The organism is Microbispora sp. CA-102843 (assembly GCF_050936215.1).
Classification (GTDB): Bacteria; Actinomycetota; Actinomycetes; order Streptosporangiales; family Streptosporangiaceae; genus Microbispora.
In genome coordinates, this window is record NZ_JBNJNF010000001.1 from 4,423,016 (window position 1) to 4,441,366 (window position 18,351).

Consider the following 18,351-nt stretch of genomic DNA (forward strand, 5'->3'; position numbering starts at 1 on the left):
GACGCCGTCAGGACTGGGCGAACATCTGGTCGTAGGCGCCGGAGTGCCGGCGGCCCGCCATGAAGCTCAGGAACCGGCGGACGAACTCGCCGCGGGTCAGTCGCTCGCCGGCGTCGCCGCCGCCCGGGTCGTGGTCGAACGCCGTACGGAAGAGGGCCTGATACTCCCGCGCGTCGATGGTCTGGTCGTCGTCCGTGTCGGTGATGTCGAAGAGGACCTCGGCGATCCTGATGAGGGCGGAGCCGGCCATGGCGGCGGTGGCCGCGGCGTACTCGTGGCCGGTGATGCGCCCGTCGCCGTCGGTGTCCAGCTCCTTCTGCAGCTCGCGCCACCAGTCGGCGAAGGCGGCGAACAGCCGGTCCTCGTCCTGGGCGTCCAGGTCGAGACGGGTGGCGATCTCCCGGGCCATCGCGGCGAGGTCGGGCCAGTCGAGGTGGCCGTCGCCGGTCTGGTCCAGGACCTCGGAGAAGAACCGCGAGGCGGAGCGCACCGCCGAGTCGCCGGAGGCCGCCGTTCCCGGAACGGGAGTGAGGAGGCGCAGGAGCGCTCCCGCTTTCGCCGCGCCCCGGCGTAGCCCCGGTAGCACGTGTAGCCCTGACAGCACGTCCAGCCCCGGTAGCGCGCGCAGCCCTGCCTGCGCGTCGCCGCCCCGCCGTGGGGCGTACGCCGGGTCGAGCATGGTCATCACCGTGTCGAGCCGCGTCCACGCCTCCGGCAGCAGCCGCGTCGCGAGCCTGGTGGACAGGTAGGCGGCGTGCATCAGCGTGCGCGTGCCCGGCAACTCGGCGAGCCCCAGGCGCGCGCGGAGCGACTCGGGCAGCGACGCCACGACGATCGCGGTGGCCGCGGGGCCGGCGAGCGCCCTGCCCGCCGCCCACACGGCCGGCTGGTCGCGGAGCATCGGGGGAGCGGGCACCTGCGCGAACAGGCGGTCGAGGATGACGTGGACCGCTTCGGTGTTCTCCAGCCGCTCCTCGACCACGGACGCGTAGTAGCGCCAGAACTCTCTCAGAGTGGGCGGAAGCTTGCCCCCGTAGGGGTCCATCAGGGCGAGGAACGCCTGGAACTCGGCGTACAGCCGGTCCAGGACGGGGCCGTCGAGGGACTCGCCGCTCAGCCGGCACATCGTGACCGTGGACTCGAACAGCGTCGCCACCACCCAGGCGCGCGCCTCCGAATCCGCGGCGTTGAAGGGGCGGCCCTCGCCGTCGGTGCCGGTGATGCGCGCGTGCAGGCGGTTGAGCCGGGCCGCCTCCCGCTGCCGCACCTGCTTGTCGGGATCGACCATCCGCTGCGCGCTGAGCACGGTGTTGCGCAGCCGCCGCCACGGGTGCGCCACGAAGGTCGAGTTGGTCATCAGCGCGGCGCCGATCTGCGGGTGCGCGGCCTCCAGGACGATGGCCCGGGTCGCCACCAGCCCCCAGCGCGTCTGGCGGGTCAACTCGTGGAGCATCGATCCCGGGCCGAGCGGGTCGGTGAAGTCCTCGGACACGGCGTCGCTCATCGACTTCCCTTTCCTGTCGGGGCAGGTGCCTGTACGCCGCCGAACCGGCGGTCGCGCCGTCGGTAGACCTCCAGGCATTCCCAGAAGTGCTCGGCCCGGAAGTCCGGCCACAGCACCCGGGGAAAGACCCATTCGGCGTAGGCGACCTGCCAGAGCATGAAGTTGGAGATCCGCTGTTCTCCGGAGGTGCGGATGACCAGGTCCACCTCCGGCATGTCGGGGTGGGGCAGACGGCGGGCGAAACTCTCCTCGGTGACCTGCTCGGGCGGCACCCCGTCGCGGATCAGCGACCGGGCGGCCTCGACGATGTCGCGGCGACCGCCGTGGTCGAACGCCACCGTCAACGTCATCCGCCGGTTGTCGCGGGTCAGCGCCATCAGGTCGGCGATGTCCCGGGCCAGCGCGGGCGGGATCCGCGGGTCGGTGACCCCGAGGAAACGGCAGCGGATCCCGCGTGTGTGCAGTGCCAGGGCGTGTTTCCGGATGGCGCGCCGCACCAGGCGCAGCAGGACGTCGACCTCGGCGGCCGGGCGCCGCCAGTTCTCGGTGGAGAAGGCGTACAGGCTCAACCACTCGACGCCGGCCGTGTGGGCCGCCTCGATGACGTCGATCACCGCGGCCTCGGCCGCCCGATGCCCCGCGGTGCGGGGCATCGATCGCTGCGCGGCCCACCTGCCGTTCCCGTCCATGACGCACGCCACGTGACGAGGGATGCCTCTCACGCCGCTCGCCTTTACGGTCACCGAACGCGCCGCAGGTCACAGGAACCGCAGCGGGAACGAGACGACGACATCGCGACCACGACGCAGACCCCCAAGTGAATCCCTCCGAGGACGGACTCTTTCACAGAATGTGATCTGGCGAACACTTACCGTTGGTAATCACGGGTCTTACCCCCTGGTGGGGTTCGCGCGTCAGGGGCGGCCGGGCCACGACGGGGGCCGGGTGGGGCTGATGGGGTCATGGTGGTGGGGGTGTGGTCCGGGCGGTATCGGGCCAGGTAAAGACATGTTTTGTCCTGTTTACACCATTCTGGTGCTGTGTGTACCTTTAGGGCACACAGCTTGGGTACCGACCGACTTCCGGCGTCGTATCCCCTTGCCGTGTCGTTGCCCGGACCGCGCGATGATCGCGCGGCCGCCGAATCCGCGTCATGCGGAGCCGGGGACCCACTCTCTTCGGGGTGAATCGGCGCGCAGGCCCCCCAGATGCGCCCGTAGGGCACTTCCTGCCCGAACCCGTCAGCTAACCCGGTAGGCGGCATGGAAGCAAGGAGTCAACCCCGTCATGTCCACCCATCGGCTCTCCCTCGGGAGCCGGCCCTCCGGCCGGCGCCTGCGCTCCGCCCTCGCGGCGGCGACCCTCGCGGTCTCGGCCGCCACGGCCACCGTCACGGCGGCCGTCGTCCTGCCTGCCCCGGCCTACGCGAACCCGCACACGTACGGTCAGGACGTCTCCGGCTACGAGGCCGACCACGACTGGATGAACAGCCGCGCGCAGTTCGGCTTCATCAAGGCCACCGAGGGGACCTCCTGGGTCGACTCGTCCTTCCCCCGGCACTGGCAGGAGCTGGCCAAGAAGGGCATCGTCCGCGGCGTCTACCACTACGGCCATCCCGGCAACGACCCCATCGCCGAGGCCGAGCACTTCCTCGACGTGGTGAACGCGCAGCCGCGCAGGCCCGGCGACATCCTGGTCCTCGACCTGGAGACCACCGACGGCCAGTCGGTCCAGCACGTCAACCAGTGGGCCAAGACCTGGCTGGAGTACGTGACGGCCAAGACCGGGACCAAGCCGATGTTCTACAGCGGCTGGAACTTCGCCGACGAGTACGGCCACGGCCTCGGCGCGTACCCGCTGTGGGTGGCCCACTACAGCAAGGCCCCGGGCGACATCACGCCGCCCGCCGACTGGAAGTCCTGGGCGATCCACCAGTACACCGACTCGCCCATCGACCAGAACGTCTCCCCGCTGACGCCCATCCAGTTGCGCGCGCTCGGCCGTCCGTAGCCGCACGGGCCCCGGGGCGGGCGTCCAGCCCCGGGACCCACGCCCGCCGGTCAGGCCGGCGCGTCAGACCACCGCGCCGGAGCCGTCGCGCCGCGCGGGCCTGGCACGCGGGGCGGCGGGAACCGGCGGCGGCTGGGTGTTGCGCCTCTCCAGCGCGATCGCCACCGGCCCGGCCACGAACGACGACGTCAGCGTGCCCACGACGATGCCGAGCAGCAGGGCGATGGCGAAGTCGCGCAGCGAGTCGCCGCCGAACACCGCCAGCGCCGCCAGGATGAACAGCGCGCCGAGCCCGGTGTTGACCGTGCGCGGCACGGTCTGCAGGATCGCGGTGTTCACCACGCCGCCGAACGGCTCCCCGCGCCGCACCGGCCACAGCTCGCGCACCCGGTCGAAGAGCACGACCTTGTCGTTGACCGAGTAACCGATGATCGTGAGCATCGCCGCCAGGAACACCCCGTCGATCGGCTTGTCCATCCAGGCGAACGCTCCGACGACGACGGCCGCGTCCAGGAACAGCGCCGCCACGGCCGCCGTGCCGAACGTCCACCGGAACCGGAACGCCAGGTAGACGAGCTGCGCGGCGAGCGCGACGGCGAGCGCGATGAGCGCGTTGCGGCGCAGCTCCTCACCGAGGCTCGGCCCGATGAGCTCGTCACGCTGCTTGGTGACCTCGCCCACGCGCCGGTCCAGCGCATCTTCCATGCGGACCACGTCGTCGGCGCTGATCTGCCCGGTACGCACCGAGATCGCGTCGTCCGACCGCTGAACGACGGCCGAGGGGAACCCGGCGTCCGCCACCGCCTGCCTCGCCGCGGCGACGTCGACGGGCCTGCTCGTGCCGAACTCCACGATTCGGCCGCCGGTGAACTCGACGCCGTAGTTCAGCCCACGGGTGACCAGTCCCGCGCCCGCCAGCACGAGCAGCCCGGCCGCGACGGCGAGCCACAGCCGCCTGCCGCGCATCAGGTCCGGGTTCCGCCGGGTCAGCCAGGTCCTGACGCGGCCGATCGAGCCGATGCCGGACGCCCGGGGGCCCATCCTGGCGATCAGGGCGGCGGCGAGCACCCGGGTGATCAGCATCGCCGAGACCAGCGAGGCGAGCACGCCGATGGCCAGCGTCACGCCGAAGCCCTTCACCGGCCCGGAGGCCAGCCAGAACAGCAGCCCCGCGGCGAGCAGGGTGGTGATGTTGGAGTCGGCGATCGCGCTCCAGGCGTTCTTGAAGCCCCGGTCGAGGGCCGCCTTGAGGCCCCGGCGGGGCGCCTCGCCGTACTCCTCCCTGGCCCGTTCGAAGACCAGCACGTTGGCGTCCACCGCCATGCCGATCGCCAGGACGAACCCGGCCAGGCCGGGCAGCGTGAGCGTGGCTCCCATGGCCACGAGCCCGGCGTACGAGATCAGGCCGTAGCAGGCGAGCGCGACCGCGGCCAGCACGCCCACCAGCCGGTAGACGACGCCGATGAACACCGCGGTCAGGATCACCCCGACGACGCCGGCCTTGGCGCTCGCCGCGATGGCGTCGGCGCCGAGGGTCGGGCCGACGGTCCGCTGCTCGACCACTTCCAGCGGCACCGGGAGCGAGCCGCCCTTGACCAGGACCGCGAGGTTCTGCGCCTCCTGCGGGGTGAACGACCCGGTGATCTGCGTGGTGCCGCCGGAGATCCCCGCGTCGCAGGCCACCGACTCGGCCACCTGCGGCGAGGAGATGATCTCGTTGTCGAGGACGATGGCGACGCGGCGCTTGTGGTCGCCGACCGGCGCGCAGGCCGCCTTCCCGGTCAGCTCCCGCCAGGGGCCGGGCTCCTTGAAGTCGATCGTGACGAACCAGCCGGGCCCCATCTGGGGGTCGCTGCGCGCGGCGGCGTCGGTGACGCCGGCCCCGCTGAGGGCGACCGGGCCGAGCTTCAGCTTCTGGCCGCTCTCGTCGGCGATCGCGTCCTTGTCGCCGTCCTCGGCGGGGCCGAGCACCGTATGGAAGTTGAGCTGAGCGGTCTTGCCGATGACCGAGGCGGCCTCGCGCGGGTCGAGCACGCCGGGCAGTTCGACGATGATCCGCCTTTCGCCGGAGCGGACCAGGGTGGGATCGACGACTCCGAGGGCGTCGGCCCTGCGCCGGAGCACGTCGAGGGCGCGGTCGGTGGCGTCGGCGTCCGCCTTGACCGTGGGGGAGTCCTTCGTCTCGAAGACGAGCTGGGTTCCGCCGCGCAGGTCGAGGCCGAGGCGCGGGGCCATGGTGAGGGCGAGCAGCAGTGAGGTCGCGATGACGGCGAGCGCCGCCACCGCACGCCACAAGGGCGCACGGGACATGAAGCCTCCACAGGCGGTACGAGCGGGGAAAGGTCTCAGTACGCCGTGGAGGGAGGAGCGCGCGCCGAGGCCGCCCGGCGCGGGCACTGGGCGGGCAGGCCGTAGTGGTGCGGCCCTGCCCGCGTGACCCGGGTGCCGCCGCGCGGCGCCGCCGGGTTGGGCAGCACGACCGGTCCGCCGGACACGCCGGGGCCGCCCGCGCCCGCCTGGACCCGGGGCGGGTCGCCGGGGGCGGGCCGCGTGGCGTGCGCCGGAGGGCACATCCGCGCGTCCGCGAGCCGGGCGCCGTCACGCGCCGGAGACCAGACGCGGGCCGCCTGGCGTACGCCGCCTTCCCCCGCCGCCGGACGGCCCGTGGCGAGGTGGGGGCCCGTGATGTGGAGGCCGGCGGCGCCATACGGCGTCTCCAGCGTGGACGCGGGTACGCCGCCGGAGGTCAGGAAGATCGCGTGCAGCAGGAGCAGCAGCGCGGCGGTCAGCCTGCGTCGCACCATCCTTCCCTCCCTCCCTTCCGCGAGGCCCGGTCTTCCGGCCACCGTAGCGAGTTCCGCCGGCCGGTCGAAACGGGAGCAGGGGACGGGAGCAGGGAAACGGGAGCCGGGGGAACGGAAAACGCACCCGGGCGGACGGGAACGGTTCCTGGAAACGGGTATCCACAACGGATGGCAGGAATCGGGCGCGGACCAATCAGGAGAAACGGGCGCCGGGAAACGCAGATGACCGTTTCGCGAAGGTGGGTTATGGTCGGTCTCATGGCGACCTCACGACGTGACATGTGCGGGTCCACCGCCTTCACGTTGGTGGTGGGCCTGCTGATGCTTGCCCTCGCGCTGGTCGCATCCACCCCCGCCTGGTATGGCGGCGACCCCGCCCAGCGCATGCCGCAGGCCGCCGCCGAAGTGTGGACGCCGGGGGCGTGGACGCCGCAGTCGGCGACCCTGCCCGCGAGCGCCGCCGGTCCCGAGCATCTGCCGTTCCCGTCCCGGTCGCGCAACGCGGCGGCCGCACCGGCGGCTCCCAACTCCGCACCGGCGCACGCCCGGCACCACGAGGACATCGTCCTCAGCCCACAACAGACCGGGCATCGCACCGCCGGCTCACGCAGCCCACCACAGGCTCGGTGACACGAGCTCGCTCGGAGCGCGCCGGAACCGCGGCACCGCCCCGGTCCTCGTCGTCGCGCGTCTGACCCGTCCCCGGCCACACCGGCCCGGCGCGTCAGGCGACCGGCGACGTGGCCGATGACGCGGTGCCCGCTTTCGCGCATCCGCACAATCGCCGCCCGCCGTAGCCGCCTGGCCCGGGGACGGCGCCGGTCGCGTGCCCGGCGTCACCCCGTCGCCGTCGCGGCTGCCTCCCGGAACCACCCTCCGAGTCTCTGACCACCGTCACGCGGGGCCCACCCGCGTACTCGTCTCGTGCACCGGCACCGGTGCGTCGAAGGCGCGCGCGCCCGCGCGCCGACATCGTCCTTACCTGGAGTGATGCCGCTTATGGCAGAGATCAGGTCGCCGCGCCTCCTCATGGAGGAGTGCCGGCGGTACACCGCGCAGCTGTCCGAGCTGCGCATGCTGCTCGAGGAGCGGCTGCACGCCGCCCGGGCCGAGCTGGCCCGGATGCGCGATCCGTACGACGTGGCGCCGTCCGCCGCACGGGCCCACCCGTCCGCCGCGCGCGTACGGCAGGCGCGTCTCGACGTCGCCGCGATCGAGGCGGCGCTGGAGCGGATGGATCGGGGCCTCTACGGCACCTGCACCCGATGCGAGGCGTTCCTGCCGCTCGACCGGCTCCGGCTCGCGCCCCACGTGCAACGGTGTGCCGCCTGCGCCGGCGAAACCCGGATGACGGCATGACGGTGATGACCGGTATGACCGGTGTCAACGGGAGGAGGGGCGGGGTAGCGGCCCTGGCCCTCGACCTCGGCACCGCGCGGACCCGGCTGCTGCTGTCCGGCAGCACGGCGATCAAGGACCGGCCGTCGGCATGCGGCGGTCCGGGGACGGACCGCCGGTGGCCGGTGCGGCACGGCATGGTCGCCGACATGCCCGGATGCGCCCGGCTGGTCCGCGCGGCGCTGAGCGACGCCGTGACCGACCGGCACCCGCCCCTCGAACTCGTCCTGCTCGGCGTGCCCGTCGCGGCCTCGCGACTGGACCGGCGAGCCGCGTACGCGGCGGTCAACAGCGCCGCCCGCTGCCGGGTGAGGATCGTCGAGGAGCCGCTGGCCGCAGCGGTCGGCTGCGGCGTGGACATCGCCGACCCGAGGCCCCGGCTCCTGCTCGACGCGGGGGCGGGGATCGCCGAGGCCGTCGTCATCCGCGCCGGCGAGATCGCCGACGCGGGCGCCGTACAGGTCGCCGCGGGCGACCCGGCGGAGGGCACCGGCTGCCCGCCGTACGCGCGGGAACGCGTCGTGGCGATGGTGGCCGACCTGATCGCGCGCATCCCCGCCGCCCTGCGGGCCACCGCCCGGCAGCAGGGCCTGCTGATCACGGGCGGCGGCGCCCGCGACCCGGAGCTGGCCCGCAAGCTCTGCGCGGAGCTGCGGATCACCGTCAGCCCCGCGGCCGATCCCGACAACGCGACCGTCAGAGGACTGGCCTGTCTGCTGTCCACGGTCGAGCACCGCACTCCCGGCACCTCTGCCATTGGACGAAAGGACGTCGACGATGACCACCAGTGATGAGTTCACCGCCATCAGCGAGCCGCAGACGCAGGCGATGCGCACCGGCCTGGAGGAGCAGCTCCAGTGGCGTGAGGTGCAGCTGCGCGACCTGCGGGCCGCCGTCGACGGCGGCAACGACGACACCGCCAGGCTCGCCCTGCTCGCCGACGTCGCCGCCACCGAGCGGGCCGTCGCCGAGCTGCGCAAGGCGCTGGAGCGGATCGAGGAGGGAAGCTACGGCCGGTGCGCCGACTGCACCGCGGTCATCCCGTTCGGCCGGCTGAAGATCCGGCCCATGGCCCGCTACTGCATCGCCTGTCAGCGGCGCCACGAGACCCGCTGACGCCGGCGCGCCCGCTCCGCTCCCCGCCCGGAGGGAGCGGAGCGGGCGCAGGGAGCGGAGCGGGCGCAGGGGCGGAGCGGGGGCAGGGGCGGAGAGGGCGTGCCCGCGGGTTTTCAGGAGGCGTCGAGGTCGGGCGCCCACACCACGCCGTTGATGTGCGCGCCGCCGTCCACGAACAGCGTGTTGCCGGTCAGATAGCGGGCGTCCTCGCTGGACAGGAACAGCACGACCGGAGCGATGTCCAACTCGGGGTCGCCCATCCGGCCCATCGGGTTGGAGCGGCCGGCCGCCGCCTCCAACTCGGGGTTCTCGGCCATCTTGCGGGCGAAGGCCGCGCTCTTCGCGCCCGGGCAGACCGCGTTCACCACCACGCCCGTCGGCGCCCACTCCCGGGCCGCCGTACGGGTGAGGGTGCGCAGCGCCTCCTTGGCCGAGTTGTACTCCAGCGTGCCCATGTGGGCGTTGACGCCGTTCAGCGAGCACATGTTGACGACCCGGCCCCAGCCCTGCCGCTTCATGTGCGGGAACGCGGCACGCATCGCCCAGAACGGTCCGTAGTAGCCCATGGCGAAACCGCGGTCGAGCTGCTCGTCGGTCTTGTTCTCCACCCGGCCCATCGGCCCTGCGCTGCCCCAGGCATTGTTGACCAGGATGTCGACGCGGCCCCACGCCTCGGCTGCGGCCTCGACCATCGCCTCGACCTGGGCCCGGTCGGTGACGTCGGTGCGCACGAACCTGGCGTCCGCGCCGAACTCGGCGGCCAGCTCCCTCGCGGTCCGCGTGCCGGTCTCCTCGTCGATCTCCGCCACCAGCACCTTCGCGCCCTCGGCCGCGAAGCGCCGGGCCACGCCCCTGCCGATCCCGTCGCCCGCGCCCGTGATGATCGCCGTACGCCCGGCCAGCCGCCCGTCGCCCATGTGTCCGCCTTCCACTCGCCCGAAGTGGGCAGAGGCTAGTCCTCAGAGACACCGGGGGCGGGGCCTCTTCCGATCAGCGGGACCGGCCGGTCAGCTCGTCAGGTCGAGGTCGCGTACGAGCTTGGGGGTCCAGATGACGCGGCCGAGAAAGCGGTCGGCCTCCGGGGAGGAGGCGAGCCAGACGACGGCCCGTCCGGGCGCGTCCTCGGAGGCGGGGTCGAAGCCCTGCCGGGCGACGGCGTCGGTGCCGCCGCGGGCGGCGCCCGCCTCGGTGACGACGAACCCCGGGTCGAGGTTGAACGCGCGCACGCCGCGGGAGCGGTACTCCGCGTTCACCGCGCCGGCCAGGCGGCCGAACGCGGCCTTGGACGCCGAGTAGGCGACGCCCCAGCCACCCTCGCCCGGCGGCGCGGGCGGATCGGTGGTGGCCGAGCCCGAGCACATGTTGACGATCGTGCCGCCCCCGCGCTCGACCATCGACGGCAGCAGCGCCTGCAGCAGCACGACCTGGTTCAGGTAGTTGCCCTCCATGGTCCGCGCCGCCACGTCCACGTCGAGGTCGAGCAGCCTGTCGTGGTTGCCGGCGACGTGCGCCACCGCGTTGTTCACCAGCAGATCCACGCCGCCCCACTCCCGCAGCAACATGGCCGCCGCCCCCCGCACGCCGCCGCGGTCGAGCAGGTCCATGCGGAGCGGCAGCGCCCGCGCGCCGAGCGCCTCGACGCGCTCCCGCGTGGTCCGCAGGCTGCCGGGGACGGTTAGGTCCGCGCCGCCCCCGGTGCTGTGTCTGTCGCTGTATCTGGGGGGCACGACGCCCTGCCCCTCCTCGGCGGTGCGGGCGGTGAACGCGACGTCGTACCCGGCCCGCGCGAGCGCCAGCACCGTCGCGCGGCCGATGCCCCGGCTCGCTCCCGTCACCAGGGCGACCTGTCGGCGTTCCACGTACGGCACCTCCCTTCCCGCCCCCATGCTCGGCCCGTACGGGCGCGCGCCGGCCGGGGACTCTCACTCAGCGGGAGGGCGAGGGCGGCCGGGCGCGGGGTTCTGTCACGGTTGGGATCGACGCTCGGCCCTCCGACCGGCAGATTGGATTGAGCACAAGTGACGCAGATCCGAGGACTCGGCTACCTCAAGGTCCAGACGCGTGACATCGGGCGCTGGCGCGAACTCCTCATCGACGGGCTCGGCTTCGCCGAGGGGTCCGGGCCGGACCCGGACGGTCTGTACCTGCGCATGGACGAGCGCCGTGCGCGCCTCATCATGTTGCCCGGCGACACCGACCGGGTGCTCGCGGTCGGCTGGGAGGTGCGCGACCAGTTCGCGCTCGCCGCCGTCGGCCGGGCCGTCGAGGCGTCCGGCACGCCGGTTAAGGTGCTGTCGGAGGAGGAGTCCGCCGAGCGCGACGCCGAGGCGGTCATCGCCTTCACCGACCCCGCGGGGGTTCCCGTCGAGGTCTTCTTCGGTCCCGTGCTCGACCACAGCCCGGTCGTGACCGGCCTGGGCCAGCGCTTCGTGACCGGCGCGCAGGGGATGGGCCACGTCGTGGTGCCCACCACGGCGATGGACGAGACCGTCTCCTTCTACACCGAGGTGCTCGGCTTCCTGCCCCGGGGCGCAATCAAGATGGGCGGCGGGAAGCCGCCGTACCGCCGGGTGCGCTTCATGGGCGTCAACCAGCGCCACCACAGCCTCGCGATCTGCCCCGCCGGGTACGCCGGCGATCCCGGCCTGGTGCATCTGATGGTCGAGGTGGACAGCCTCGACGCGGTGGGCATGGCGCTCGACCGGGTGCGTAAGTCGGGCTTCTCGATCTCCTCCACCCTCGGCCGGCACACCAACGACAAGATGGTGTCCTTCTACGTCCGCGCCCCGGGCGGCTGGGACATCGAGTACGGCACCGAGGGCACGCTCGTCGACGAGACGTACTACACGGCCGAGGAGATCACCGCGGACAGCTACTGGGGCCACGACTGGTCGGGCTCCGAGCCGCTGGCCACCTTCGTGCCCAAGAAGTGAGCGGCAGAAGTGAGTGAGCCGCCGATGACTGCCCGGCCGTCGGTCGAACCCGTCTGCGCGGCCTCCGTCGCCGCGTTCGACCACGAGTGCGACGTGCTCGTCGTCGGCTTCGGCTGCGCCGGCGCGGCCGCCGCGTTCGAGGCCGCCGCGACGGGCGCGGACGTGCTGGTGCTGGAGCGCGCGGGCGGGCCGGGCGGCTCGTCCGCGATGTCCGGTGGCGAGCTCTACCTCGGCGGCGGCACCGCGGTCCAGCGGGCCTGCGGCTTCGAGGACGACCCGGACAACATGGTCGCCTACCTCACGGCGGCGCTCGGCCCGCACGCCGACGAGGAGAAGCTGCGGCTCTACTGCGAGGGCAGCGTCGAGCACTTCGAGTGGTTCCGGGCCAGGGGTGTGCCGTTCAACGAGTCGTTCTTCGACGCGCCGAGCTGGATGCCGCCGACGACCGACGGCCTGATGTGGCTGGGGGAGAACGCCTGGCCGTACAACACCCTCGCGCGGCCGGTGCCGCGCGGACACCGCCCGGCCGTCGAGAACTGGGGCGGCCGGCTGCTGATGGAGAAGCTGGTGGAGGCGGCGCGGGCGGCCGGAGCCGCCTGCCACACCGACACCCGCGCCACCAACCTCGTGGTCGACGGCGACGGCCGGGTCGCCGGGGTCGTGGCCCGCAGGTACGGCGAGGAGGTGACCTACCGCGCCCGCAGGGGAGTGGTGCTCACCACCGGCGGGTTCGTCGACAACGAGGAGATGCTCGCCGACCACGCCCCCGTGCTGCTCGGGCACGGCAAGGTCAGCGACGGCCTGGACGACGGCGGCGGCATCCGCATGGCCACCGCGCTGGGGGCGGCCACCCGCCGCATGGGCGAGGTCGAGATCGCGATGACCGCGCTGCCCGCGATGCTGGTGCGCGGCATGCTCGTCAACGGCCTCGGCCGGCGCTTCGTCAACGAGGACGTCTATCCCGGCCTGTTCAGCGTCGCCGCCGTACGGCACCAGCCCGGGCCCTACTGGGCGATCATCGACGAGGAGGGCTACGAGGACATCCCCGCGCGGGACCTGTGGGGCGTGCGCCCGGTGTTCGTGGCCGAGACCCTCGCCGAGCTGGAGGAGTCGCTCGGCATGCCGCCGGGCGCGCTGGAGGACACCGTCGCGGTGTACAACCGGCACGCCGAGCGCGGCGAGGACCCCTACTTCCACAAGGACCCGAAGTGGCTGCGCCCGCTGAAGGGGCCGTTCGCCGCCGCCGATCCGCGCCTGGGATTCGGTATGGGCGACCGCGACAGCGCGGGCAGGGGGACCGGAGCCGCCGGCTTCACGCTCGGCGGCCTGCGCACGACCGTGGACGGTGAGGTGCTGAACCAGTCCGGGCGGCCGATCCCCGGCCTGTACGCCGCGGGACGCGCCTCCTCCGGCATCCACGGCGAGGGATACGTCAGCGGCACCTCTCTCGGCGACGGCACCTTCTTCGGCCGCCGCGCGGGCCGCGCAGTCGCCAAGGAGGCGTGATGAACCGGTTCGACGGCAAGAACGTACTGCTCACCGGGGCGGCGTCGGGCATCGGGCGGGCGACCGCCGTGCGGCTGCTGGCCGAGGGCGCGACGGTGTTCGCGGTGGACCGGGACGAGGACGGGCTCGCGGAGACCGGGAAGCTCGCGGGCGGAACCGACCGGTTCATCCCTCACTCCGCCGATCTGGCGGAGGAGACGGCGGTGGTGTCGGCCGCCGCCGAGGCCGTCGCCCGCCTCGGCCGGGTGGACGTGCTGGCCAACGTCGCCGGAGTGCTGCGGGTCACCCCGATGGAGTCGGTGTGGCTCGACGACTACCGGGACATCTTCGCGGTCAACGTGTTCGCCCCGGTCATGCTCTGCAGGGAGGTGCTGCCGCACGTCCCGGACGGCACCGGGGTCGTCGTGAACGTCACCTCGACGGCGGCGACGAAGGCGCACCCGTGGATGACCGGCTACGCCGCGTCCAAGGGGGCGCTGCTGTCGTTCTCGATCAGCCTCGCCGCCGAGCTGGCGCCGCGCAGGATCCGCGTCGTCCCGGTCTCGCCCGGCGGGGTCGCCACGCCGCTGACCGCCAACCGGGAGACGTTCGCCGGTGTCGACACGTCCTGGTACGCGCGCACCTATCCCCTCTGGGGCAGGCCGGGCCGCCCGGAGGACATCGCCGGGACCATCGCGTACGTGGCCTCGGCGGACGGCTCCTACCTCAACGGCGTCGAGGTCCGGGTGGACGGCGGCTCGCACAGCTGACCGCCGCCGGGCGAGGTCCCGGCGGCGGGCTGACGACCCGCGTTGACTGGCCCGCGTTGACTGGCCCGCGTCGACGGATCGCGTGCCGCGTCAGCTCGCGGGCACCGGGTCGTCCTGAGCACGGTGGTCCTGGGCACGGTGGTCCTGGGCACGGGGGTCCTGGGCACGGGGGTCCTGAGCACGGTGCAGCCGGGCGTAGGCGCCTTCCGCCGCCAGCAGCTCGTCGTGCGTGCCCTGCTCGACGATCCGCCCCTCGTCCATCACCAGGATCAGGTCGGCGTTCCTGACGGTCGACAGCCGGTGCGCGATGACGAAACCGGTGCGCCCGGCCCGCAGCGAGGTCATGGCCCGCTGCACCAGCACCTCGGTGCGGGTGTCGAGCGCGCTGGTGGCCTCGTCGAGCACCAGGATCGGGGGGTCGGCCAGGAACGCGCGGGCGATGGTGACGAGCTGGCGCTCGCCCGCGCTCAGCCCCTCGCCGTCGTCGTCGACCACCGTGTCGTACCCGTCGGGCAGCGTGCGCACGAGGTGGTCGACGCCGGTTGCCCTGGCCACCTCGACGATCCGCTCGCGCGGCACGTCGCCGGCGCCGTACGCGATGTTCTCGGCGATCGTGCCGTGCCGCAGCCAGGTGTCCTGCAGCACCATGCCGATCCTGGCGCGCAGCTCCTGCCCGGGCACCCGGGCGATGTCCACCCCGTCCACTGTGATCCGCCCGCCCGTGACGTCGTAGAAGCGCATGAGCAGGTTGATCAGCGTGGTCTTGCCCGCGCCCGTCGGGCCGACGATCGCGACGGTCTGCCCCGGCTCCGCGACCAGGGACAGGTCCTCGATCAGCGGACGGTCCTGCGCGTACCGGAACGAGACGTTCTCGAACGTCACCCGTCCGGTGGCGGCGGCCGGAAGGTGGACGGGGTCGGCGACGGGCCGCTCCTCGTCCTCGTCGAGCAGCTCGAAGATCCGCCCGGCCGAGGCGAGCACCGACTGCAGGAGGGTGGACATCGACGTGACCTGGTTCACCGGCTGCCCGAACTGCAGGCAGTACTGGATGAACGCCTGCACGTCGCCGACCGACAGCGCGCCGGCCGCCACCCGCAGGCCGCCGATCACCGCGACGAGCACGAAGTTGAGGTTCATGACGAGCGACATCGAGGGGCCGATCAGGCTGGACAGCAGCTGGGCCCGGAAGCCCGCGCGGAACACCGCGTCGTTGCGCTCGCCGAAGTCCCGCACGGCCTGGCGCCGCCGGCCGAAGACTTTGACCAGGGCGTGCCCGGTGTAGGTCTCCTCGATGTGGGCGTTGAGCCCGCCCGTGGCCGCGAACTGCTCGGCGAACCTCGGCTGCGCCCGCCTGCCGACCGCCCTGGCCGCCACGACGGACAGTGGCACCATGACCACAGAGACCAGGGCGAGCAGCGGCGAGGTCCAGACCATCATCGCCAGCACGCCGACGAGCGTGAGCAGCGCGGTGACCGCCACGCTGAGCACCTGCTGCAGCGTCTGGCCGACGTTGTCGACGTCGTTGGTGGCGCGTGAGAGCACGTCGCCCCGCTGCCGCCCGTCGAAGTAGGCCAGCGGCAGCCGCGCGACCTTGGCCTGGGTCAGCTCCCGCAGCCGGAAGACCAGCCGCTGCGCGATGGTCGCGGTCGTCCGCTGCTGGACGAAGGCGAGGCAGAACGCGGCCAGGTAGCAGGAGAGCGCGCCCAGCAGGACCCGGCCGGTCGCGGCGAAGTCCACCCGGCGGTGCCCGGACACGGCCGAAAGCACCAGGTCGGTGGCCGCGCCGAGCAGCCGGGGGACCACCACGGTCAGGGCCACGGCCCCGGCCGCGCAGGCCAGGGCGGCCACGGCGAGCGGGAGCTCGGGGCGGGCCGTCTCCAGCAGACGCCGGACGGCGCCTCGCTTCGGGGCTGTCATGCGGCCACCTCCCGGCCTGTCTGGGAGAACACGATCTCGCGGTAGGCGGCGCACGAGGCCATCAGCTCCTCATGGGTTCCTGACCCGGCGACGCGGCCCTCGTCGAGCACCACCACCCGGCCGGCGTGCCGGGTCGAGGAGATCCGCTGGGCGACCAGGACGACGGCGACGTCGCGGGTCTCCCGCGCCAGCGCGTCGGCGAGAGCCCGCTCGGTGACCGGGTCGAGCGCGGAGAACGGGTCGTCAAGCAGCAGCACCCGGGGACGGGCGACCAGGGCCCGCGCGACCGTCAGGCGCTGCCGCTGGCCGCCGGACAGCGACGCGCCCCCCTGCCCGAGCGGCGTCTCCAGGCCCTCAGGCAGCGCCTCGACGAAGTCGCGCGCCTGCGCGACCTCCAGCGCGTGCCACAGCTCGGCGTCCGTCGCCTCGGGCCTGCCGTACCGGAGGTTGCCGGCGATGGTCCCGGAGAACAGGTGCGGCCGTTGCGGCACCAGCCCGACGACGCCGGCCGGCTCCTCCGGAGGCAGCGACGCGAGGTCCGTCCCGTCCAGGAGCACCCGTCCGCCGGTCGGGTCGAGCAGCCGGGCCACGAGGTTCAGCAGGGTCGTCTTGCCCGAGCCGGTGGAGCCGACGACCGCGACGGTCTCGCCGGGGCGGACGATGACGTTCACGCCCCGCAGCACCGGCTCTTCGGCCCCCGGGTAGCGCACGTGCGCGTCGTGGACCTCCACCTCGCCCTTCCAAATCCGGCCCCGCCAGGTCCGATCGGTTCCGGTCGGCGACGCGAGCGGTTCCGTCCCGGCCTCCAGCACCTCGCGCACCCGCAGGGCGGAGACCCGGGCGCGCGGCGCGGCCAGGACGGTGAAGGTCGCGAGCAGGGCGGACCCCAGGATCACGGCCAGGTAGTTCAGGAACGCCACCAGCGAGCCCACCTGGGTGACGCCGTCGTCGACGAGGTGCCCGCCATACCAGACCACCGCCACGCCGCAGAGGTTGCCGATCAGCATTCCGGCGGGGAACATCACGGCCGTCAGCCGCGCCGCGCGTACGGCCGCCCCCAGCAGCGCGTCGTTGGCCTCGGCGAACCTGGCGCGTTCGCGGTCCTCGGCGGCGAACGCCCGGACGACCCTGACCCCGGCGATCTGCTCGCGCACCAGCCGGTTGACCTGGTCGACGCCGCGCTGCGTCGCCTGCGACAACGGGGTGAGCCGGTGCAGGATCGCCCACAGGACGGCCGACAGCGCCGGCAGCGCGACCAGCAGCAGCGTGGACAGGCGCAGGTCCTGCCGCAGCGCCATGACCACCCCGCCCAGGAAGATCACGGGTGTGGCGGCGAGGCCGGTCAGCCCCATGAAGACCAGCGTCTGCACCTGCTGCACGTCGCCGACCGTACGGGTGATCAGGGACGGCACCCCGAAGCGGCCCACCTCCCGCGAGGAGAACGACTGGACCTTCGCGTAGACGGCCGCGCGCAGCTCGTGACCGACGGCGGAGGCGGTCCTGGCGGCGAGGGCCCCCACCACGGCCGAGCACAGGACCTGTGCCACCGTCCCGGCCACCATGACGCCGCCCAGACGCAGGATCAGCCCGGTGTCGCCGCGCAGCACGCCGTCGTCGATGAGCGTGGCGTTGAACGTCGGCAGCAGGAGGGCGGCGAGCGCCTGCGCGATCTGGAGCACGGCGATCAGGGCCACGGCGCCGCGGCGGGGACGCAGGCAGGAGCGGAGCAGGGAGCCCATCTCAGCCCCCGTACGGCCGGGCCGCCCGCGCGTCGCGCAGCGCCCTGCCGAACCAGACGAGCTCGTCGAGCATGACCTTGGCGGCGCCCTCCGGGCCCGCGGGGTCCTTCGGCCAGTTCCCCTCCGCGTCGAACAGCGTCCAGGGGCTCTGGAAGGCGACGGAGTCGCGGATCGTCACCGCGTGCAGCTCGGCGAAGACCAGCCGGAGCTGCTCGACGGCCCGCAGGCCGCTGGACATGCCGCCGTAGCAGACGAATCCGACGGGCTTGGCCGCCCACTCCCGGTGGTAGCTGTCGATCATCAGTTTGAGCGCGGCGGGGAAGCTGCGGTTGTACTCCGGGGTCACGACGACGAAGGCGTCCGCGGCCTCCACCCGGGGCCGCAGCCCGACGACCTCCTCCGGCTTCTCGCCGCCGAAGTGCCCGCGCAGCCCGTCGGGGAGCCGGGTCTCGGCCAGGTCGATCACGTCGAGCGCGACGTCGTCGCGCCGCTCCACCTGGCCGGCGAGCCAGTTCGCGACGAGGGGCGCCACCCTCCCGTCCCGGACGCTGCCAATGATCATCGCCACATTGAGCGGGTCTTCTCCGGACATGGTTCCTCCACGAGGTGAGTACGCCGTACGCAACGAGTACACCGTACGCGCAGGTGCGTACGGTGTACAAGTCCGAGTACGAT

Annotated in this window: 17 protein-coding genes and 1 riboswitch; of the genes, 8 read left to right on the forward strand and 9 right to left on the reverse strand. The window is 73.2% G+C overall.

What is annotated here, in order from left to right; all coding sequences use genetic code 11:
• Window positions 1–7: 7 nt before the first annotated feature.
• Together ACQEVJ_RS20415 and uppS are read right to left on the reverse strand one after the other, a co-directional pair.
• Window positions 8–1,504 (reverse strand): oxygenase MpaB family protein, encoded by a 1,497-nt coding sequence (locus ACQEVJ_RS20415; RefSeq protein ID WP_433103263.1) that lies wholly within the window; start codon window positions 1,502–1,504, stop codon window positions 8–10.
• Complete coding sequence (uppS, locus tag ACQEVJ_RS20420) at window positions 1,501–2,226, reverse strand: polyprenyl diphosphate synthase (RefSeq protein ID WP_433103265.1); 726 nt, start codon at window positions 2,224–2,226, stop codon at window positions 1,501–1,503. The genes ACQEVJ_RS20415 and uppS overlap by 4 nt, the downstream gene beginning before the upstream one ends.
• Before the next feature lie 406 nt (window positions 2,227–2,632).
• Window positions 2,633–2,779: riboswitch (cyclic di-AMP (ydaO/yuaA leader) on the forward strand.
• A gap of 12 nt (window positions 2,780–2,791) precedes the next feature.
• Here uppS and ACQEVJ_RS20425 point away from each other — a divergent pair.
• Window positions 2,792–3,514: a glycoside hydrolase family 25 protein gene (locus tag ACQEVJ_RS20425; protein ID WP_433103267.1), complete on the forward strand. Its 723-nt coding sequence runs from the start codon at window positions 2,792–2,794 to the stop codon at window positions 3,512–3,514.
• Window positions 3,515–3,577: 63 nt separating this feature from the next.
• Here the strand turns inward: ACQEVJ_RS20425 and secD are convergent, their stop codons facing one another.
• Window positions 3,578–5,824 carry a protein translocase subunit SecD gene (secD, locus tag ACQEVJ_RS20430; protein ID WP_433103269.1) on the reverse strand — a complete coding sequence of 749 codons (2,247 nt, stop codon included), beginning with the start codon at window positions 5,822–5,824 and terminating at the stop codon, window positions 3,578–3,580.
• A 35-nt stretch (window positions 5,825–5,859) separates the two neighbouring features.
• Entirely contained in the window at window positions 5,860–6,318 is a 459-nt protein-coding gene (locus tag ACQEVJ_RS20435) for a hypothetical protein (RefSeq protein ID WP_433103271.1), read from the reverse strand.
• Window positions 6,319–6,576: 258 nt separating this feature from the next.
• Here ACQEVJ_RS20435 and ACQEVJ_RS20440 point away from each other — a divergent pair, with 258 nt between their 5' ends.
• From ACQEVJ_RS20440 to ACQEVJ_RS20455, 4 genes are all read left to right on the forward strand, one after another.
• Window positions 6,577–6,948 (forward strand): hypothetical protein, encoded by a 372-nt coding sequence (locus tag ACQEVJ_RS20440; RefSeq protein ID WP_433103273.1) that lies wholly within the window; start codon window positions 6,577–6,579, stop codon window positions 6,946–6,948.
• A gap of 369 nt (window positions 6,949–7,317) precedes the next feature.
• Window positions 7,318–7,677, forward strand: a complete 360-nt coding sequence (locus ACQEVJ_RS20445; RefSeq protein WP_433103275.1) for a TraR/DksA family transcriptional regulator — start codon at window positions 7,318–7,320, stop codon at window positions 7,675–7,677.
• Window positions 7,674–8,507, forward strand: coding sequence for a rod shape-determining protein (locus ACQEVJ_RS20450; RefSeq protein WP_433103278.1), 834 nt, complete (start codon window positions 7,674–7,676; stop codon window positions 8,505–8,507). Before ACQEVJ_RS20445 ends, ACQEVJ_RS20450 begins: the two co-directional genes overlap by 4 nt.
• Complete coding sequence (locus ACQEVJ_RS20455) at window positions 8,494–8,832, forward strand: TraR/DksA family transcriptional regulator (RefSeq protein ID WP_433103280.1); 339 nt, start codon at window positions 8,494–8,496, stop codon at window positions 8,830–8,832. Before ACQEVJ_RS20450 ends, ACQEVJ_RS20455 begins: the two co-directional genes overlap by 14 nt.
• 113 nt (window positions 8,833–8,945) lie before the next feature.
• Here ACQEVJ_RS20455 and ACQEVJ_RS20460 read toward each other — a convergent pair whose 3' ends face one another.
• Complete coding sequence (locus tag ACQEVJ_RS20460; RefSeq protein WP_433103282.1) at window positions 8,946–9,749, reverse strand: SDR family NAD(P)-dependent oxidoreductase; 804 nt, start codon at window positions 9,747–9,749, stop codon at window positions 8,946–8,948.
• 90 nt (window positions 9,750–9,839) lie between these two features.
• On the reverse strand, window positions 9,840–10,691 hold the full coding sequence (locus tag ACQEVJ_RS20465) for an SDR family oxidoreductase (RefSeq protein ID WP_433103284.1): 852 nt from the start codon (window positions 10,689–10,691) through the stop codon (window positions 9,840–9,842).
• A 159-nt stretch (window positions 10,692–10,850) separates the two neighbouring features.
• On the opposite strand from ACQEVJ_RS20465, the gene ACQEVJ_RS20470 reads away from it, so the two are divergent.
• From ACQEVJ_RS20470 to ACQEVJ_RS20480, 3 genes are read left to right on the forward strand one after another with little or no spacing between them, the layout of a single operon-like run.
• On the forward strand, window positions 10,851–11,765 hold the full coding sequence (locus tag ACQEVJ_RS20470) for a VOC family protein (protein ID WP_433103287.1): 915 nt from the start codon (window positions 10,851–10,853) through the stop codon (window positions 11,763–11,765).
• A gap of 24 nt (window positions 11,766–11,789) precedes the next feature.
• A complete protein-coding gene (locus ACQEVJ_RS20475) occupies window positions 11,790–13,271 on the forward strand; it encodes an FAD-dependent oxidoreductase (protein ID WP_433103289.1) in 1,482 nt (493 codons plus the stop codon).
• On the forward strand, window positions 13,271–14,020 hold the full coding sequence (locus ACQEVJ_RS20480; RefSeq protein ID WP_433103291.1) for an SDR family NAD(P)-dependent oxidoreductase: 750 nt from the start codon (window positions 13,271–13,273) through the stop codon (window positions 14,018–14,020). Before ACQEVJ_RS20475 ends, ACQEVJ_RS20480 begins: the two co-directional genes overlap by 1 nt.
• 90 nt (window positions 14,021–14,110) lie before the next feature.
• Here the strand turns inward: ACQEVJ_RS20480 and ACQEVJ_RS20485 are convergent, their stop codons facing one another.
• The 3 genes from ACQEVJ_RS20485 to ACQEVJ_RS20495 are packed head-to-tail and all read right to left on the reverse strand — an operon-like array spanning window position 14,111 to window position 18,268.
• Entirely contained in the window at window positions 14,111–15,937 is a 1,827-nt protein-coding gene (locus ACQEVJ_RS20485; RefSeq protein WP_433103293.1) for an ABC transporter ATP-binding protein, read from the reverse strand.
• The gene (locus ACQEVJ_RS20490) at window positions 15,934–17,676 is read right to left on the reverse strand and encodes an ABC transporter ATP-binding protein (protein WP_433103295.1); all 1,743 of its coding nucleotides are present in this window, start codon (window positions 17,674–17,676) and stop codon (window positions 15,934–15,936) included. Before ACQEVJ_RS20490 ends, ACQEVJ_RS20485 begins: the two co-directional genes overlap by 4 nt.
• Window position 17,677: 1 nt before the next feature.
• The gene (locus ACQEVJ_RS20495; RefSeq protein ID WP_433103297.1) at window positions 17,678–18,268 is read right to left on the reverse strand and encodes an NADPH-dependent FMN reductase; all 591 of its coding nucleotides are present in this window, start codon (window positions 18,266–18,268) and stop codon (window positions 17,678–17,680) included.
• Window positions 18,269–18,351 lie beyond the last annotated feature (83 nt).

Bases quoted from the DNA above. Each gene is read 5' to 3' on its own strand.
- ACQEVJ_RS20425 (WP_433103267.1), top strand. From the start codon at position 2,792: ATGTCCACCCATCGGCTCTCCCTCGGGAGCCGGCCCTCCGGCCGGCGC.
- ACQEVJ_RS20450 (WP_433103278.1), top strand. From the start codon at position 7,674: ATGACGGTGATGACCGGTATGACCGGTGTCAACGGGAGGAGGGGCGGG.
- ACQEVJ_RS20485 (WP_433103293.1), bottom strand. From the start codon at position 15,937: ATGACAGCCCCGAAGCGAGGCGCCGTCCGGCGTCTGCTGGAGACGGCC.
- ACQEVJ_RS20445 (WP_433103275.1), top strand. From the start codon at position 7,318: ATGGCAGAGATCAGGTCGCCGCGCCTCCTCATGGAGGAGTGCCGGCGG.
- ACQEVJ_RS20480 (WP_433103291.1), top strand. From the start codon at position 13,271: ATGAACCGGTTCGACGGCAAGAACGTACTGCTCACCGGGGCGGCGTCG.
- ACQEVJ_RS20460 (WP_433103282.1), bottom strand. From the start codon at position 9,749: ATGGGCGACGGGCGGCTGGCCGGGCGTACGGCGATCATCACGGGCGCG.
- ACQEVJ_RS20490 (WP_433103295.1), bottom strand. From the start codon at position 17,676: ATGGGCTCCCTGCTCCGCTCCTGCCTGCGTCCCCGCCGCGGCGCCGTG.
- ACQEVJ_RS20475 (WP_433103289.1), top strand. From the start codon at position 11,790: ATGACTGCCCGGCCGTCGGTCGAACCCGTCTGCGCGGCCTCCGTCGCC.
- ACQEVJ_RS20455 (WP_433103280.1), top strand. From the start codon at position 8,494: ATGACCACCAGTGATGAGTTCACCGCCATCAGCGAGCCGCAGACGCAG.
- ACQEVJ_RS20495 (WP_433103297.1), bottom strand. From the start codon at position 18,268: ATGTCCGGAGAAGACCCGCTCAATGTGGCGATGATCATTGGCAGCGTC.
- ACQEVJ_RS20435 (WP_433103271.1), bottom strand. From the start codon at position 6,318: ATGGTGCGACGCAGGCTGACCGCCGCGCTGCTGCTCCTGCTGCACGCG.
- ACQEVJ_RS20440 (WP_433103273.1), top strand. From the start codon at position 6,577: ATGGCGACCTCACGACGTGACATGTGCGGGTCCACCGCCTTCACGTTG.
- secD (WP_433103269.1), bottom strand. From the start codon at position 5,824: ATGTCCCGTGCGCCCTTGTGGCGTGCGGTGGCGGCGCTCGCCGTCATC.
- ACQEVJ_RS20415 (WP_433103263.1), bottom strand. From the start codon at position 1,504: ATGAGCGACGCCGTGTCCGAGGACTTCACCGACCCGCTCGGCCCGGGA.